Genomic DNA, 17,834 nt, shown 5'->3' on the forward strand with positions numbered 1-17,834 from the left:
CATGAACTCGGTGGAACACCTCAGGCGGCGGCTGCCACGTGTGCGCCGGATGCTCCGGACCCTGCCCGGATTCCTGGGTGTGGGGCTCGGTGTCGCCGACGACAGTGCCACGCCGGTGTGGCGCGTGTACGTCGACGGCGCTGACGATCCTTCGGGTCGGGTGCGGGGCCGCGGCGTGCGACCACGGCGGCTGCCGGCCGACGTGCCGGCGAGCCTGCTGGGGCTGCCCACCCGGGTGGTGGTCGCCCGCACGACCGTCCCGTGCGCCGGGCCCCCGTTCGTCACGGCCGGGGCGAGCATCGAGACCAATCACAACAAGGGCCCCGGCTCGCTCGGATGCTTCGCCCGCGACAGCAGCGGCCACCCCGTGCTCCTGAGCTGTGCCCACGTCCTCTTCCCGGGCTTCAAAGTCATCGGCGATCTCGCCGTCTACTCGCCCGACTACAGCTCATGCTGCTCGAGCGGCGTCCAGATCGGCCGCCCCCACTACGACCCGAAGCTGAAGGCGCAGCCCACCGAGGGCAACGAATGGGTCGGGGGCTACCGCGAGGGACAGTGGACGGGCGGCTTCAACTGGATCCCCGCGCGGGTCCGCGGGCCGGGAGGGACCAACCTGCCCGGCCACGCCAGCGAGACCGACTGTGCGATGGCCCGGCTCGATCCCGGAGTCACGTTCCACAACGCCTGGCAGGTCGACGTCGGCGGCACGGTGACCACGATCCCGATCAAGGGCGCCGTCACCGAGGGTCTCGGGATCGGCAAGGGCCCGCCCGTGGGCACGCTGCCGAGCCACGAGCAGTACGTGCGCGTGTACAACGCCGTCAACGGGCGGCTGAGGTTCGGCACCATGCTGAGCAACACGATCTCCGAGCCCGATGTCGCGGATCCCGACCGCATCGTCTTCAGGCTGGGGATCTCTGACCCCAGGGACCACGGGGGCGGGTCCAAGACGAACGTCAACCAGTTCCTGATCCTGCCGAGACCCAGCCCGATCCCAGGGCAGTCGCTGAGCGACAGTTACCACAACGGCGAGGAACTGACCTTCGAGGGCGGCGATTCGGGCAGCGTGGTGATCAATCACGAGAACCGCGTCGTCGCGATGATCATCCGAGCGGGCCCGATCGACGAGTACTTCAAACTCGACCGGACCGCGCCGGAGTTCGCTCACATCGGCAACCTCGGTATCGCCACGCCGATCGGCGCGGTCCTCGAACGGCTCCAAGTGGAGATCCCGGCCGCCGAGGAAGGCTGGTCCGGCACCGCGCCCAGCGCGGGAGACCGGGTCCAGATCTTCCTGGGCGGGGCCCCGTCCGCCGTCGAGCTCGCCCAGCGGCGCGGTGCGGAACAACTGCGTGAGCAGCTCCGCACCAGCGTCCTCGGGCGGTTGCTGCTGGGCAAGATCGGCCAACACCGCAAGGAGGTGAGAGAGTTGATCACATCGGCGCGTCCCGTCGCCGCCGGCTGGCGAGCTGTGCAGGGACCGGCCTTCTACCACCACTGTGTGCAAGGCGTCCGCACTCCGGGGCACATCGTCCCCACGGTGATCAACGGTGTGAGCCGATCCCAACTGGTCGACACCATGCTTCCGCTGCTGATCCGGTACGCCGGGCCCGCTCTCCGCCGTGACCTGGAACGCTACGGTTGCGTCCTGACGGGCGCCCTGTCGCCGGCCGAGTCGATCCAGGACGTTCCCGCAGCCCTCGCCCGTCCGAGAGCAGGGTCATGACCGGCGAACGGGGCACCCTCGACGGGCTGGTCGCGCAACTGACCGCGCTTCTCTCCCCGCTGACCGGCCTCTCCCAGGCCGGGGCACGGGACTTCGTGGCCGAGCTGGGGCTGCCGCTGACGGATGCGCAGGCCACCGCCATCGCGCCGACTCTCAGCACCACCACCGGATCCGTCGGCTTTCTCGTCGACCTGCTGCGCACTCTTCAGCAAGCGGTCGAAGCCGAGCAGTGGGATCAAGTCCTGCGCCAGGTCGTCCAGGCCGGAAGCCAGATCAACGCGGTCATCTCCGGGTTCGACGGGCTGAAGACCGCACTCACGGGTCTGAACCTGCCCGGCGCGGGGCCGATCCTGGCGAACTTCCCGCAGCGTGTGTTCAACCTTCTGCTCGCCAAGTTCCTGGGACGGCAGCAGGGCGCCAACGAACTCCTGGAGTTCCTGGGCGTGCTGGTGCGCACGGACCGCAACGTCGGCCTGATCGACCCGCAGAAGCCGTTCTTCACCGAGAACGAGTTCCACCTCGACCGCATCGGCGGCTGGCTGAGCGAGCCGAACGTCCAGCTCGCCGCCCTGTACGACTGGGGCGCCCCGGGGTTCGACGGTGCCAAGATCCTCTCCGTGCTCGACCGGATCGCCGCCTACGCCGGACTGCCGTCGCTCTTCGACCAGGCGGCAACGCCCCCGACACTGGATCTGGTCTTCGCCTCCTTGGCCCCGAGGACCGACCTCGACCCGCCCGGCATCGCGGTGGAGTTGCCGCAAGGGCTGAGCAGGGGAACGGTCGAACGCAGCGGTGAGACCTGGACTCTCACGCTGCGCCTCGACGGCGAGGTGCCGGCGGAGACGAAGCTGGTGTTCCAGCCCGGCGGAGCCAGGGTCGAACCGCCGCCCGGCGCGACCGTCTCGGGCACGGCCGAGATGGTCCACAGCTACCGCCGCGACCCCTCCGATCCGGTGATCCTGCTGTCCCTCCCCGGTGGAAGCCGGATCTCGGTCGAGCAAGTGGACGTGACCCTGCGGCTGCGTGCCCAGCCGGACGGCCGTCTCGACATCCAGCTCGGTGCGCTCCTGCAGCGCGGCAAGGTGCTCATCACCCTCGCCGGCGGTGACGGTTTCATCGCCCAACTGCTCGGCGACGTCCGGATCGAGAGCGGCTTCGAGCTGGGCGCCCGGCTCAGCGCGGCCGACGGCCTGCGGTTCGAAGGCAGCGGGGGCCTGGAGGTGCGGCTCGCCTCCCACATCGGCCTCGGCGCGGTCGACCTCTCCGCTCTGACGCTGCTGCTGGGAGTCGAGGACAGCGCGTTCACCCTCGCCCTGACCGCGGACCTGAAGGCGAGTCTCGGGCCGATCACGGGCGCGGTCCAGGGCCTCGGGATCGAGATCCCCCTCGCCCTCACGCCCGACGGCAACGGCAACCTCGGCCCCGTCGACGTACAGCCCCGCCCCAAACCGCCCACCGGGGTCGGGCTCTCCATGGACCTCGACATCGTCAGCGGCGGCGGCTTCCTCTCCTTCGATCCCGACCGCGGTGAGTACGCGGGAGCGTTGGCCTTCCGGCTGGCCGGGTTCATCGACGTGAAGGCGATCGGGCTGATCTCCACCCGGATGCCGGACGGCACACAGGGCTTCTCCCTGCTGATCATCCTGACGGCCGAGTTCGGCGGGATCGGCCTGCAACTGGGCTACGGATTCACCCTGCTCGCCGTCGGCGGACTGCTGGGTCTGAACCGGTCCATGAACCTGGGCGCGCTGGCCGAAGGCGTGCGCACCGGCGCCGTCGAGTCCGTCATGTTCCCCAAGGACGTGGTCGCCAACGCCCCGCGCATCCTCAGCGACCTGCGGGCCTTCTTCCCTCCGGAACAGGGCACCTTCCTGTTCGGCCCCATGGCGAAGATCGGCTGGGGCACCCCGACTCTGATCAGCGTCTCTCTCGGCGTCATCGTCGAGATCCCGGGCAACATCGCGGTCATCGGCGTCCTGCGGTGCATCCTGCCCTCCAGGGAACTGCCCCTGCTGGTACTCCAGGTCAACTTCATCGGCGCGATCGAGTTCGACAAACAGCGGCTCTGGTTCTACGCCCAACTCTTCGAGTCCCGCATCCTGTTCATGACGATCGAGGGCGGCATGGGTCTGCTCGTCGGCTGGGGCGAAGGAGACCTCGTCCTGTCGGTGGGCGGTTTCCACCCCTCGTTCAAGCCGCCGCCGCTGCCGTTCCCCGTACCGCCGCGCATCTCGGTCGACATCATCAACCAGCCGTTCGCACGCATCCGCGTGTCCGGCTACTTCGCCGTCACCAGCAACACCGCGCAGTTCGGCGCGAGCGCCGAACTGACCCTGGGGTTCGAGGACTTCGGCCTCCATGGCCACCTCGCCTTCGACGCCCTGTTCCGCTTCTCCCCGTTCGCGTTCCTCATCGACGTCGCGGCCCACCTCTCCCTCAAGGCCTTCGGCGTCGGCCTGTTCAGCATCCACCTCAGATTCCAGCTGGAGGGCCCGGCCCCGTGGCGGGCCCGCGGGCGAGGCTCGATCTCGCTGCTGTTCTTCGAGATCTCCGCGGACTTCGACCTGACCTGGGGCGAGAGCAACAACCCGACCCTGCCGCCCGTCGACGTCCTGCCCCTGCTCAGCGACGAGATCGGCAAAGTGGAGGGCTGGCAAACCAGGCTGCCGACCGGCGCCGCCGAAGCACTCGTCAACCTGCGGACCCTGCCGGAGGCCGACCGCCTCGTCCTCCACCCGCTCGGCACGCTCTTCGTGCACCAGCGGCTGATCCCGCTCAACGTGCGCATCGACCGCGTCGGCGCCCAGCGCCCACGCGACGGCAAGCGGTTCAGCATCGCCCCGGCGCCCGACAGCGGACTGCTGCAGGTGTCGGTCCCCGACGACAAGTTCGCCATGGCCCAGTTCCAGGACATGGACGACGCCGCGAAGCTGACCGCGGCCCCCTACGAGGACCAGGACGCCGGTCTGGAACTCACCGCCGCGCAGGGAACCCTCGCGTCGGCGCGCGCCGTCCGCCGCAGCGCTCGGTACGAACTCATCGTGATCGACAGCAAGGCCCGCGGGGCGACACGGCTCCGATCCGACGGCGCGGCAACGATGCCGGACACCGCCCCCGCCCGCAAGAAGAAGCTCTGCAGTGTCAGCCCCGCGGTGTTCCAGCCCCTCCTCGACGGCAGCAGCACCAGTCGCTCCTCCCTGTCACAGCAGGAAGCCGCCCTCCGGCAGCCCTACGCCGCCGCCAACACGCTCCAGGTGACCGGTCAGCGGTTCGTCGTCGCCCACAAACGGAACAACCAGCAGGCGTTCCCGCCCGGCAGCGGCGGGTCCGCGGTCGCCGCCGGTCCGGCGAGCTTCCGCAGCCGGACCACGGCGGCCGAGGCGCTCGCCGAATGGGTGGACGCCGAGCCGGGTCTCGCCGGCACGCTGCACGTCCTGCCCTCGTCGGAAGCGCTCGGAACCGGCGTCGTCCCGGGTGGCTGGAGTGACGCCGCGACGTTGCCGACGCCAGTGGCCACGGACTCCTCCACCGACGCCGCCGTACTGCTCTCCGACGGCCGGGTGCTGCTCGCGGGCGGCACGGACGGAGCCGGAGTACCCCTCCCCAACAGCACGCTGTTCGACCCCGTGGCGGGGAAGTGGACCCCGACGGACCAGCTCAAGACCGCACGCCGTCTCCACTCGCTGACCAGACTCGCCGACGGCAAGGTTCTGGCCTTCGGTGGAGCGGCGGCGGACGGAGCCGCGCTGGCCGCCGCCGAACTGTACGACCCGGTCGCCGAGCGCTGGACGGCCGTCGCGCCGGGAGCCCTCGCCCCGGCCGTCCGCCACGGGCATACCGCCACCCTCCTGTCCTCCCGGAAGGTCCTGGTCACCGGAGGCACCGGACCCCGTGCCGGCGTACCGGTCGCCCTGGCCTCCGCCCAGCTGTTCGACCCCCTCACCGGGAAGTGGGAGGACGCCAAGCCGATGACGGACGCCCGCACCGGGCATCAGGCCGTCCGGCTCCGCGACGGCCGGGTCCTCGTCATCGGCGGTGCACTGCTCACGGGCCAGGGCCGGGCCGCGCTCGCCCACTGCGAGCTCCACGACCCGCGCACCGGCCTGTGGTCACCGGCCGGCAGCCTCACCACCGCGCGCGTCGGGCACCAGGCGACCCTCCTGCCGAACGGCACGGTCCTCGTCACCGGCGGGGACGCCCCTACCGGGCGGCCCGGCAGGCGGTACCGCGCCGGCAGCCTGGACACCGCGGAGATCTACGACCCCGACACCGACCGGTGGACGCCGGTCGCGCCCATGCCCGGCGGACGCAGCCGCCACCGAACGGTTCTGCTGGCGACCGGCAAGGTGCTCGTCCTCGGTGGCACGAGCGGGCCCCGGTACGACGCAGGATTCCGCAGCGCCGCCGCCTACGACCCGCGTACCGACACCTGGACGAGCACCGGCGCTCTGGCCTCCGGCCGGTGGGACTTCACCGCTGTGCTCCTCGCCGACGGCCGGGTCCTCGCTGCCGGCGGCCGCGTCCTGACCGGCGTGGCGGCGCCCGACGGACAGGACGTCCTGACGGCCGCGGCCGAGATCTTCACTCCATGAACGCACCGACGATGAAGGGTTTGCGGCCATGACCAGCACCATCCTGGCGGCCACCGGGAAATGGACCAGCACCGGTGCACTGCCGACAGCCGCGGGCTGGTCCGGCCAGCACGACAACGCGGTCGTCCTCGACAACGACAAGGTCCTCGTGGTGGGAGGCGCGGACGGCTCCTCGGCAGCACTCGGCAAGGCCGCCCTCTACGACCCGGAGGCCGAGACCTGGTCGGCCACCGGCGCCCTGCGGACGCCCCGCCGCCTGCACACGACGACTCTGCTGCCCGACGGCAAGGTCCTGGTGACCGGCGGCATCAGCGGATCCGCGCAGTTCCCGGCGCCCGGTCTGGCCGCGGCGGAGCTCTACGACCCCGAGTCCAGGGAGTGGACCAGCACAGGGTCCATGAAGGGCGCCCGGTGGGGTCACAGCGCCGTCCTGGTGGGCGGCAAGGTCCTGGTCGCCGGTGGCACGACCATCCGCTCCGCGCAATCGGTGAAGGCGCTGCGCACCGCCGAACTGTACGACCCCGAATTCGGAACGTGGACCGAGACGGACGCCATGGCCGACGCCCGCAGCGGACACGCCGCCGTCGTCCTCGCCAACGGACAGGTCCTGGTGGTCGGAGGCACGGTGCCGACCGCCCCTGACGAGGACGCCGCCCTGGCCTACTGCGAGCTGTACCTCCCCACCGAGAAGAAGTGGGCTCCGACCGGCGCGCTGCTGGCCCCCCGCGCCTGGCACCAGGCCACGGCGCTGTCCGGGGGCGCCAGTGTGCTGGTCACCGGCGGCCGCGCTCCGGGCGGACCGGGCGACGGGACGTTCGACCCGTTCAGCCGGGCGACCGCGGAGCTGTACGTCCAGGACACCGGGAAATGGACCGCCGTGCAGGACATGCCCGGCGGGCGGGGGCTTCACCGCGCCGTTCCGCTCGGCTCGGACAAGGTCCTGGTCATCGGCGGCAGCGACAACGCCCAGAGCGACGTGGGCTACGCCAGCGTCGCCGTCTACCACGCGGGCACCCGCAGCTGGGCCCCGGCGGGGGGACTGGCCACGGGCAGACACTCGTTCGCGGCAGCCCCGCTCTCCGACAAGCTCGTGCTGGTCGCCGGCGGCGTCGTGCGCTCGGGAAGCGCCGCCGCGCAGCCGGGCGTTCAGGATCTGACGACGACTGCGGAGATCTTCGACCTCGAAGCGACGGTCACCCCGTGACCGCCAACGCCTACTCCTTCCTGCCGTGGCTCAGGTCCGGCATCGCCACCGGCATCACCGCCGACCCCGGCGAAGCGTCCCGAGCCAGCATCCCGGTGAACCTGCGGGTGACCGGCGAAGCCATCGGTTCGGCGAGCCCGATCAGCCGCGATGTCGCGCGCACCGTGCAGATCTACGGTCCCGGAGACGTCGTCGGCGTGGACCCCCGGGCGATCTCACGCACCGAGCCGCGACCGTGGATCACCAACGTTGAGCCCAACTACCTCGCCCACGTCGAGTTCTACGACGAGGACTTCCCCTGGCGCTACAGCCCGGCCGCCCCCGACGCCACTGCCAAACGGCTGCGGCCCTGGCTCGCGCTGATCGTGCTCGCCGGCGGAGAGGACTCGCGTACCGCCGCCGGCGCCGAGTTCAGGGACGGCACCGCCGTGGGCCGGCCACTGCCCTGCATCACGGTGACCGAGTCGGACGCCCTGCAGGAGCCCGCGCAGCTCGGGGCCTGGGCGCACGTCCACGTCGACGGCTCACTCGACTCGACCGTGGCCTCCGACGACATGAGCAGGGTGCTGCCCGCGCTGCGGCACATCCTGGGCACCAACGCCGACCGCGCCTGCGCACGGCTGATCTGTCCCCGCCGGCTCGAACCGCACACCGGCTATCACGCCTTCCTCGTGCCCGCGTTCGAGACGGGACGGTTGGCAGGACTAGGGCTCGACCCGGCGCGATCGCCCGGCGCGCTGCACCCCGCATGGAAGGAGACCTACCCTGGCCAGGAGGCGCCGGGAGAGCTTCCGTACTACCACCGGTGGTTCTTCTCCACCGGAAGCGCCGGCGACTTCGAGTACCTCGTACGACTGCTGGTGCCCAAGGAGCCGCTGGACGAGAGCATCGGCCGCCGCGACCTCGACGTGCACCGGCCGCCCGGCGCCGGACTGCCGGGAATCACTCGGCCCACCGAACTCGGCGGGGTGCTCAAGCTGGGTGGCGCCCTGCAACTGCCCGAGCGACAGCAGGACCAGTGGGACGACTGGGACGATCTCCAGGATCTCGGCTTCACCTATCCCCACCCCTTCCAACAGGCCCTGGCCGGGTTGATCAACCTGGCCGACGACTACCTGACCAAAGACCCGCTCACGGCACACCGCGCCCTGGCCGCCGCGAGCACCGCCGCATCGCCCGGCGCGGCCGACCCGGTCATCACGCCCCCGCTCTACGGGCGTTGGCATGCGCCGGCGTCACGGCTGCTGACCGAACGGGACGGCTCCCCGATCGCGGACAACCGCAACTGGGTGCATCGACTCAACCTCGACCCCCGGTATCGGGTCGCGGCCAACCTGGGCGCACAGGTCGTACAGAAACGCCAGGAAGAGTTCATGGCGGCGGCCTGGGCCCAGATCGGGGACGTTCTCGCAGCCAACGCCAGGATCCGGGCGGCCCAACTGGCCCGCGAAGTAGGCGACATGCTGCACGGCAAGCACCTGGCGCCGCCTCCCGCCGCCACGCGTGAACCGGCGGCACCGTCCGGGCGGTCGCTCACCTTGACCGCCCCGGCCCACTCCCGGGTCGTCACGCGCCTACCGGCCGCTGACCCCGCGGCCGCCGCCGAGTCCCCTGTGGAACAGGACGAGCGCCTCGCCGTCGGATTCCGGGTGGCAGAGAGCCGGGTCACTGCCGCACCGCTGTCGGCGGGGATGCGCCGTATCACCCGGCCCGGATCACGGTTGATGCGTACGCTGCCGTTCAGCCAGGAGCAGCCGCCGCAGGCGCTCGTGCCGAAGATGGACGAGGACACCGGCGGCGTCACCGCCGCTCCGCCCAAGACGAGGCCCGCCGCCGTCGTCACGCCGACCCGGCTCGACCTGCAACTCCATCCGCCGGGCCCCGGGGTGTCGGAGGCCGCCCCCCATCCGGTCGACGGACTCCCCACGAGCAGCGACTTCGTCCTCACCATGCCCGGCGACACCTTCGTGCCCACCCAGGGCGGTACGGACAGCGCAGAAGCCGTGGAGTTCAAGAAGGCGTTGAAAGAACTGCACGACAGCTGGGACGACGCCGCCCTGGGCGGTCAGTCCGGCAAACGCCTCAAGCTCGGTGTGCCCGACGCCACGGACACGATGCTGACCGGCCTGCGCGCCGACGACACCGTGCCCCGGCAGTTCCTCAGCTCCGTGCAACTGCCCGACCGGCTGGCGCCGTTCGCCGAGAAGTTCCTGGAGGCGATGGCCTACCCCGTCCTGGACATGCCCATGTACCAGGCGCTGATCGACCAGTCGGTGGACCTGTTCGTGCCGAACCTCAACAAGGTGCCGCCCAACTCGATCAGCCTGCTGAAGACCGACCAGAGGTTCATCGAGTCCTACCTGGTGGGGCTCAATCATGAGATGGCCCGGGAACTCCTGTGGCGCGAGTACCCCACCGACCAGCGAGGCACCCCCTTCCGTCAGTTCTGGGACGTTCGCGCGGTGCGGTCCCTCCAGGGAGAGACTCCCGAGGAGCGGCGCGAGAGGCTGTACGACATCCCGCCGATCGCCGGCTGGACCAAGGAGTCCGAGCTCGGCGCCCACGACCACAGGGACGCAGGCTCCCAGGAGAACGAACTCGTGCTGGTCATCCGCGGCGAGCTTCTGAAGAAGTACCCGAACGCCGCGATCTACGCCCACCGGGCCCGCTGGGATCCCAGCGACGCCGACCCCGATCCGACGAAGGAGCGCGTACCCGTCGAGCTCGTGGACGAGGCCAACCCCTCGCACGACGAGATCCGGTTGCCGCTGTACGAGGCCAAGATCGAGCCCGACATCTATCTGCTCGGTTTCGACCTCACGTCCCCGGAGGCGAAGGGCGAGGAGCCCGAAGGAAGCGCGGGCTGGTTCTTCGTCATCAAGGAGCGCCCCGGCGAACCCCGCTTCGGCCTGGACGTCGCCCCCGCCGCCGAGCCGTCCCGCGTCGAGGTCTGGAACGACCTGTCCTGGCCGGACGTCGACCCCGTCGGGACCGGGTTCATCACGCTCGACGAAACCACCGCCCCCGTCGTGCTCCAGGAGTTCGACGACCCCACGGCGGACGAGGAGAAACGCCTCCAGCACGTCGAGGACCTGTCCCTTCCCCTCTGGCACGCCGGTCTGAGCTCGGCGGACGTCGCCTACATGCTCTTCCAGGCGCCGGTGCTGATGGCCGTACACGCACAGGAGATGCTGCCGTGACCGCTTACGACGTGCGCGCGGCGCTGGCGCTGAGCGACGACTTCCCGGTCCTCCTCGGACCGGTCCGGATCGAGACGCGCTTCACGGCGGACGAACTGCTCGTCCGGGTGTTCCCCGACGAGTGGTCGATCGACGCGTTCGAGCCCCTCCCGACCGCTGCCGAGGTCGCCGCGGTCGACGCGTACTGGATCGCCTTGTGGCGCGCCGGGGGCGATCCGGCGGCCGAGGGCGCCGCGTGGCAGGAGCTCACCGGGAGGATCCCGGCGGGACGCGCGAACTGGCTGACGCAGACCCGCAAGCCCGCCAATCCGACCGAGCAGCCCACCGGGGTGCCGGGCGACACGACCGTGCTCGTCGTCGTGACCGCCGCGCCGGTGGCCTCGGGTGACCGACAGCCGACGATCACGTACTGGACCGCGGTCTGGCGGGCCCGCGGGGACCGTCAGAAGCTGCGCGCCGCCGATGCCGCGCTGCTGGCGGCCGTCGGCGCCACGCGCGCCGACACGATCCGGCGCCGGCGTCCCATCGGGGTCGACGACCCGCCTGGAGGCGCCGGGGACGCGGTCCTGGTCGCCTTCCTCGTGCTGCCTGCCGTTCCCGCGGACCAGCTCGCCTCCAGGTCGTGGACCCAGGCGGCGAAGGCACGACTGCTCCCGGACCGGTTCACGTTCGTCGGCCGTGTCGGCGGCGAACAGGTCTTCTCCGTGCCCGGCGAGCCGGTCCCGGCCACGCTGGCCGTGAGCCCCGACCCGTCGTCCGCCGACAAGCCGCAGATCAACGAGACGTCCGGCGCCCTCCACGTACCCGCGGACCTGACCTGGCTGACCGACTTCAAAGTCGCGGTCGACAAGGGCATGGGTGTGCGCATCCCCCTCCAGGACAGCTTCCGGGGCGGCCTCGACCAACTCGTCGTCATCGGCGTACGGCAGAACGGCACCGCCCAGCAGACCGCCGCCGACCTGGCCGATCTGTTCACCAGGCAGCTCCGCAGCCCCGCCGGGTTCAGCCTGCTGCCCCAGGGCACCCCCACCAACAACAGCGAGCAGGCTCCTGCCGGCCAGGACGCGCAGCAGGAGGCGGACGCCGTGCGGCGCGCGGCCGCCGGGGCGACGACATCGGCGACCCCCGACGACTGGACTGCCAAGACCGACGGGCAGTGGCTCGCCGAACTCCTGGGCATCGATCCCGCGGCGCTCGGCGGAGCGGCGAACGCCGACGGGACCGACCAGCGCGAAGCACGCGCCGCGAACATCGCCCTGTGGCCCGCGACCTGGGGTTCGTACCTCCGGACGATGATGCATCCGATCATCCCGGCACAGACCGTGACCGACACCCGCGACTTCTTCGTCCGGCATGTGTCCGGGCGCGGCCCGGTTCCCGCGGTCAAGATCGGGCGCCAGCCGTACGGCATTCTGCCCACCACCGCGTTCTCCCGGATGGCCTGGCCCCCGGCGGCGACACACCGGCGCGCCCTCGACGCCCTGCTGAAAGCCGCGGGCCGGGACTGGGAGGCCGCCGTCGAGGACGTTCCGCATCTCGGCAAGTTCACCGAGACGCATGGGCCCGCGTTCGACCCCCATCAGGCACTGCTGGACATCTTGGCCCTGCACCCCACGTCCGCCGAGTACTACCAGCGCTACGCCCAGAGCGTCGAAGACATCTTCAACCGCGAGAACTTCAGCAGCAACGGCCCCAAGGTCCTCCCCGCCCTGGACGTCCTGGACATGCCCCGGCCGATTCGCGCCCTGCTGCGAGAGCTCGGACACACGGGCGCACAGGACCCCGACCTGATCCGCCGTCTGTTCGTCGAAGAACAGCACCCGCTGCTCGGGCCGCTCATCGACGACCGGCCCCTGTCGGAGACCCACCCGGTCCGCGGCTACCTCCAAGACGGTCGCAACTACCTGCGATGGCTCGCCGACAACGCGGGCACCAGCCTGGAGACCATCCGCCTGGAGCAGGGCTTCACCGACGACCGCCGGCCTGCCGCCCTGCTCTACCTCCTGCTGCGTCACGCCGTCCTGCTCGGCTGGGAGGACACCGCGCGCAAGCTGGCCGCCGCGCTCGGCCAGACCGTGTCCGCCGCCGACCCGCTGTTCATCCACATCAAGAAGTCCGCTCCGCAGAGCGAGAGCCGCTTCCGGAAGCTGTACTCACCGGACCAGGCGATCACCGGCAATCCGGAGAAGCTGGTCGTCGACTTCATCCCCGGCGCCCTCACCGCCGCAGACCCCGCGACCAGGGAACTGGCGGAGCAGATCAAGGCGCTCGACGTACTGGCCGACGTCCCCACCGCACGGCTCGAACGGGTCGTGGCCGAGCACCTGGACTGCGCCACCTACCGCCTTGACGCCTGGCGGCTCGGGCTCGTCAACGAACGGCTCTCCGAGCTGCGCTACGGCCCCGACGGCAGCTCCCCGCCACGAGCCGGGGTGCACCTCGGCGCGTACGGATGGCTGGAGGACGTAAGGCCCCGGACCAAGCCGCTCACCCCCGTGCAACTGACCGGCAGTCTCGCAGCCCTGTTCCAGCCCGCGGGCTCCGAACCGCTGATGCACGACACGGCCAACGGCGGCTACATCCATGCCCCGTCACCCGCCCAGGCCACCACCGGCGCCGTGCTCCGGGCCGGCTACCTCGCCAACGGCTCGCCCGAGAACCCGGGCTGCTTCGCCGTCAACCTCAGCTCCGAACGGGTACGGGTGGCGCTCGACCTCCTGGACGGGATGCGGCAGGGGCAGTCGCTGGGCGCACTGCTCGGGCAGCGCTTCGAACGAGCCCTGCACGACCGCCACCCCCAAGCCGAACTGGACGTTTTCCTGGAGGCGTTGCGCGGGGAGTTCCCGCTGCGCTCCGGCAAGCTGTCCGACGCCGAACCAGGAACCCCGCTGGAATTGATCGAGGCCCGCTCCGTCGTCGACGGACTCGCCCTGGTCCGCCGCGCGACGCGGGACGGCTTCCCCGAGTACCCCTTCGGCGCCAGCGGAATGCCGGACGCGTCGGAAGCCCAACAGAAGGCGATGAACGACGAGGTACAGCGGCTCCTCGACATCCACGACGGGCTGGCCGACCTCGCCGTCGCCGAAGCCGCCCACCAGACCCTGACCGGCAATACAGAACGGGCCGGTGCCACCCTCGACGCCTACGCCAAGGAAGGGTTCCCACCCGACCCCGCTGTGGTCCGCACACCGCGTGGCGGCGTCACACTGACCCACCGGCTGGGCCTCAAGCTGACGTCCGGGCTGGGACCCGAACACGCCTCCGGACTCTTCCGCGGCAACGGTCCCCGCGCTCAGGCCGAGCCGGCGGTCAACGCCTGGCTGCCCAACCTGCTGCCGCCCCAGGGGAGCGTGGCCGCCGTGGTCCGCTGGAAGGACCCGCTCGACCAGCAGCCTCGCAGCCGTACGGTCACCCAGGCCGACATCGAGCTCCAGCCCATCGACATGCTGTGGGGGGTGAAGCCGAAGAACGACGCCGTCATGACCGATCTGGACGACCGGATCGTCGCCTTCGTCGTGGCGAAGGACCGGCCGCGCCCCGACGTCGAACTGACCATCTGCCACACCGAAAGGCTGGACGGAAAGTTCACCTTCTTCGAGGTGTCGCCCCTCATCACCGCACTGCGCTCCCTGCTGACCACCTCCCGCCCCCTGCGGCCGACGGATCTGATGCCCGTCGCGGGCGCCGAGCCCGTCGACCGCGCCGTCGACACCGCCGTCTCCATCCCGAGGAACCGGCCCGCCGCGGTCCGCACGTCCCTGGAACGACTGCTCCAGGACACCGCCGCCTACCGTGACTCCCTGGCCCCGCTGTACCCGCCCTTGCCCGCCGAACCGAATCGCACGGCCGTCGTCAACGGAATCGACACCTTCCTGACGGGGTACGCCAACCTGATCTCCACAGCCGGCGGATTCGGCATGGTACGCAGCGGCTGGGGTGAGATGACCCTCTGGCGGCGCACGGTGTTCCGCGACGTCCTCGAGGCGGTCGACGCCACCGCGGACCGCATGGGCCAGGCGCTCGCCGAGGCCGACGCGCTGATCGCGGCGTACGACCGGCTGCCGTCGACGGCGCCCGCGGACGAGCGGTTCCGTCTCCTGCAGCGGGCCGAGTGGCTGCTGACCACCAGACCGACCACCCCGCGCCCCGCCACCCCTGCCCAGCTGCGCAGCGCCGTCGGCAGCAGACGCACCGCCTTCAACAACCGCTTGCAGGGACTGCGGAACATCGCCAGGACGACGAAGAAGACGCTCAGCGGACTGCTCGCCGACGTCGCCGCCTTGTTGCCGCTGAGCGACTTCGACCGGACCGGCCTCGACCTGACGCCCTTCCACGACCGGGCTGTCGCCTTCGGAGCGGACCTCCTGGCCCGGGCGCAGACCCTGCACGGAGAGGTCACCGACCGGCACGCCGCCGCAGGCAAAGCCCTGGCCGCGTACGACGAGGCCCTGACCGGCCCCGACCGGGTGCTCGCCGCGACCGACGCGTTGCGCGCGATGATCGGCGAAGACGTCCTCGTCGTACCCGAGTTCACCGCTCCCGACCAGCTCCACACGGACTGGAAGAAGGCCCGCCAGGACAGCTCGAAGCTCCTGAGCCACCTGATCCAGGACGCCAAGCGCGACTTTCCCATGGACGACTGGGTGCACGGAATCGCCCGCGTGCGGGAGAAGCCCCGGCTGTGGGAGCAGGCCGTCCTCATTGCCGACGCCCTGCGTGGTACCGGGGGGTTGCTCGGCCAACTGCCCGGTTGGGACGAGCCCGAACTTGCCCCGATCCAGCTGCCCTACCGCCCCAATGACACATGGCTGGGCATGACATTCGCGCCTGGCGTCGCCGAGATCGACGAGGACCGCCTGCTGTTCACCGCCCACTATGCCGCGGAACCGGTCCTCGGCCGGAACCTCCACAGCGGTCTCCTGCTCGACGAATGGACCGAGGTGATCCCGGCGGAGAAGGAGACCACGGGGATCGCGGTCCACTACGACAACCCCGACTCGGAGCCCCCGCAGGCGATGCTGCTCGTCGTGCCGCCGGCCAGGACGGGCGCCTGGAGCGGCGACGACCTGATCACGGCCGTCGAGGAGACGCTCGGCCTGGCCAAGACACGTGCCGTCGAGCCGGGCCATCTGGACAACACCGCCTACGCGCATCTGCTGCCGGCGACGGTGATGTCGGCGACCCGGCAGCCCATCACCATCAGCACCGATCTCGCGACCTCCAATCTGCGAGGAAAGACCCATGGCTGAGCCATCCCGCATCCAGGACCTGCGCACCGCACTGGCCGAGCGCAGCTTCCCCGCCGTCGGCCTGTGGAACCGCATCGAGGGCAGGCCTCGCACGCTCGAGTTCGACCGCGCCCTGCGCGCCGAGATCCGCGACCCGCTCTGGCTGCTCACCCGGCAGTGGCAGCTCGGGGAGTTCCAGGGCTCGGACGCGGGGACCGCCGTCACCGCGACCTACTCCGTCGCCACCGCGACGCCCTCCCGCTTCCGCGCCGGATCGGGCGCGTCCCAGAACCTGCCCGGGGACCGGCCCCTGGAGGCGCTGGCCGAACGGCGCACACTGCCGTTCGCGGCCGGCTCGGACCCGGTCTCATTCGACCTGCGCCTGGCCATCGGCCGGCGCTGGCTCAAGCTCCTCGGCAAGCAAGGGGGACTGAAGCACCTGCGCCAGAACTACGTCGACAAGTACCGGATCAAGGAGCCCGACCCCTGCGCGGACGTCGACACACCGCGAGCCGCCCACGCGGAAGTCTGGTCGGTCCTCCAGGCCGTCGCGGACCGCAGGATGGACGGATACGAGCTCTACCGGCACCTCAAGAACAACGGCCAGGCCTGGGACGGCATTTCCGGCACTGCTCTGCTGCGTCCGCAACTGGCCGGCCTCGGTGCACAGCTCGTCAGCTGGTTCGACGGGTTGTTCGACCAGCCGGGCCAGGACGCCGCCTGGGACGCAAGCCGCCTCGAACACCGCTTCTCCATCGCGGCCGCCGCACCCGCCGGTGGCGAGAAGGTGCTGACGGCGCAGGAGTATCCCGGCGGGCACCTGGACTGGCACGCGTTCTCCGTCGACCCGCGCGGCCCGCTGGGCGGCACGGCCCCCGCGCACGCTCCGCTCAATCGGACCGTCTTTCCAGCCCCCGTTCGCTACTCCGGGATGCCGCTGCCGCGCTGGTGGGCCGTGGAGGACGGACGGACCAACTTCGCCGGCGTACGGCCGGACAGCACGGATCTGGCCCGGCTGGTCTTCCTCGAGTTCGCCCTCGTCTACAGCAACGACTGGCTCCAACTGCCGTGCGACCTGCCGGCCGGCACCCTTGCCACGATCCGTGGACTCGCGGTCACGGACGTCTTCGGCCAGCGGCTGTGGATCACGCCGGCCGGCTCCGGCCAGGACGAGGACTGGCAACGGTGGTCGATGTTCACCCTCGACACGATCGGCACGGAGGACGTCGCAGCCGACACCACCATGTTCCTGCCGCCGACCGTTCCCAAGGTCGCCGAGGGGCCGACCCTCGAGGAGGTCTCACTCATCCGCGACGAGAACGCGAACATGGTCTGGGGTCTGGAGAAGGTCATCCGCCTGCCCACCGGGGAAGGCCGCCGCGGCAGCGAAGTCGTCGCGGAGATCCTCGCCCACCGGCAACGGTTCCGCCCTGCCCCTGCGGAGGACACCGCCCTGGCTCCGATCGCCTATCAGGCGATGAACAGCGTCCCCGAGAACTGGATTCCGTTCATCCCCGTGCACGTGCCCGGCAGCAACCGCGCCATCCGACTGCAACGCGCCGCCATCCCGAACCCCGTGGACGGGCAACTGGTACGGCCCCGCACCAGCCTGCTGCGCGAGGGATTCGACGCGGGAAACCCCTACTTCCTCCACGAGGAGGAAGTGACACCGGCCGGCACACGAGTCGGTCTCGCCTTCAACCGCACCCGCTGGCGCAACGGAAGAGTGTCGGTCTGGCTCAGCGCTCACCGCGGCCTCGGCCGCGGTGAGGGCTCAAGCGGTCTCGCCTTCGACACGCTCGTCACCACGGCCCCGACGCCTGCTTCCGACGTGCGCAACCCGTGTCAGGACGGGACCCTCTGACCGACCGGCGTGTCTCGTGG

6 protein-coding genes are annotated in these 17,834 nt (G+C 70.9%); all 6 read left to right on the plus strand.

From position 1 onward, the window contains the following. The first annotated feature begins 1 nt into the window (after position 1). From ACGFMM_RS24340 to ACGFMM_RS24365, 6 genes are read left to right on the plus strand one after another with little or no spacing between them, the layout of a single operon-like run. Complete coding sequence (locus ACGFMM_RS24340; RefSeq protein WP_393648534.1) at positions 2 to 1,726, plus strand: hypothetical protein; 1,725 nt, start codon at positions 2 to 4, stop codon at positions 1,724 to 1,726. Then, positions 1,723 to 6,318, plus strand: coding sequence for a DUF6603 domain-containing protein (locus ACGFMM_RS24345; protein ID WP_393648535.1), 4,596 nt, complete (start codon positions 1,723 to 1,725; stop codon positions 6,316 to 6,318). The genes ACGFMM_RS24340 and ACGFMM_RS24345 overlap by 4 nt, the downstream gene beginning before the upstream one ends. Before the next feature lie 28 nt (positions 6,319 to 6,346). Beyond that, entirely contained in the window at positions 6,347 to 7,522 is a 1,176-nt protein-coding gene (locus ACGFMM_RS24350) for a Kelch repeat-containing protein (protein ID WP_393648536.1), read from the plus strand. Next, complete coding sequence (locus ACGFMM_RS24355; protein ID WP_393648537.1) at positions 7,519 to 10,722, plus strand: hypothetical protein; 3,204 nt, start codon at positions 7,519 to 7,521, stop codon at positions 10,720 to 10,722. The genes ACGFMM_RS24350 and ACGFMM_RS24355 overlap by 4 nt, the downstream gene beginning before the upstream one ends. Then, a complete protein-coding gene (locus ACGFMM_RS24360; RefSeq protein ID WP_393648538.1) occupies positions 10,719 to 15,971 on the plus strand; it encodes a hypothetical protein in 5,253 nt (1,750 codons plus the stop codon). The genes ACGFMM_RS24355 and ACGFMM_RS24360 overlap by 4 nt, the downstream gene beginning before the upstream one ends. Then, a complete protein-coding gene (locus ACGFMM_RS24365) occupies positions 15,964 to 17,814 on the plus strand; it encodes a hypothetical protein (RefSeq protein WP_393648539.1) in 1,851 nt (616 codons plus the stop codon). The genes ACGFMM_RS24360 and ACGFMM_RS24365 overlap by 8 nt, the downstream gene beginning before the upstream one ends. Positions 17,815 to 17,834: the final 20 nt, after the last annotated feature.

This window comes from Streptomyces sp. NPDC048604, from assembly GCF_043199435.1.
In the GTDB taxonomy this organism is placed as follows: Bacteria; Actinomycetota; Actinomycetes; order Streptomycetales; family Streptomycetaceae; genus Streptomyces.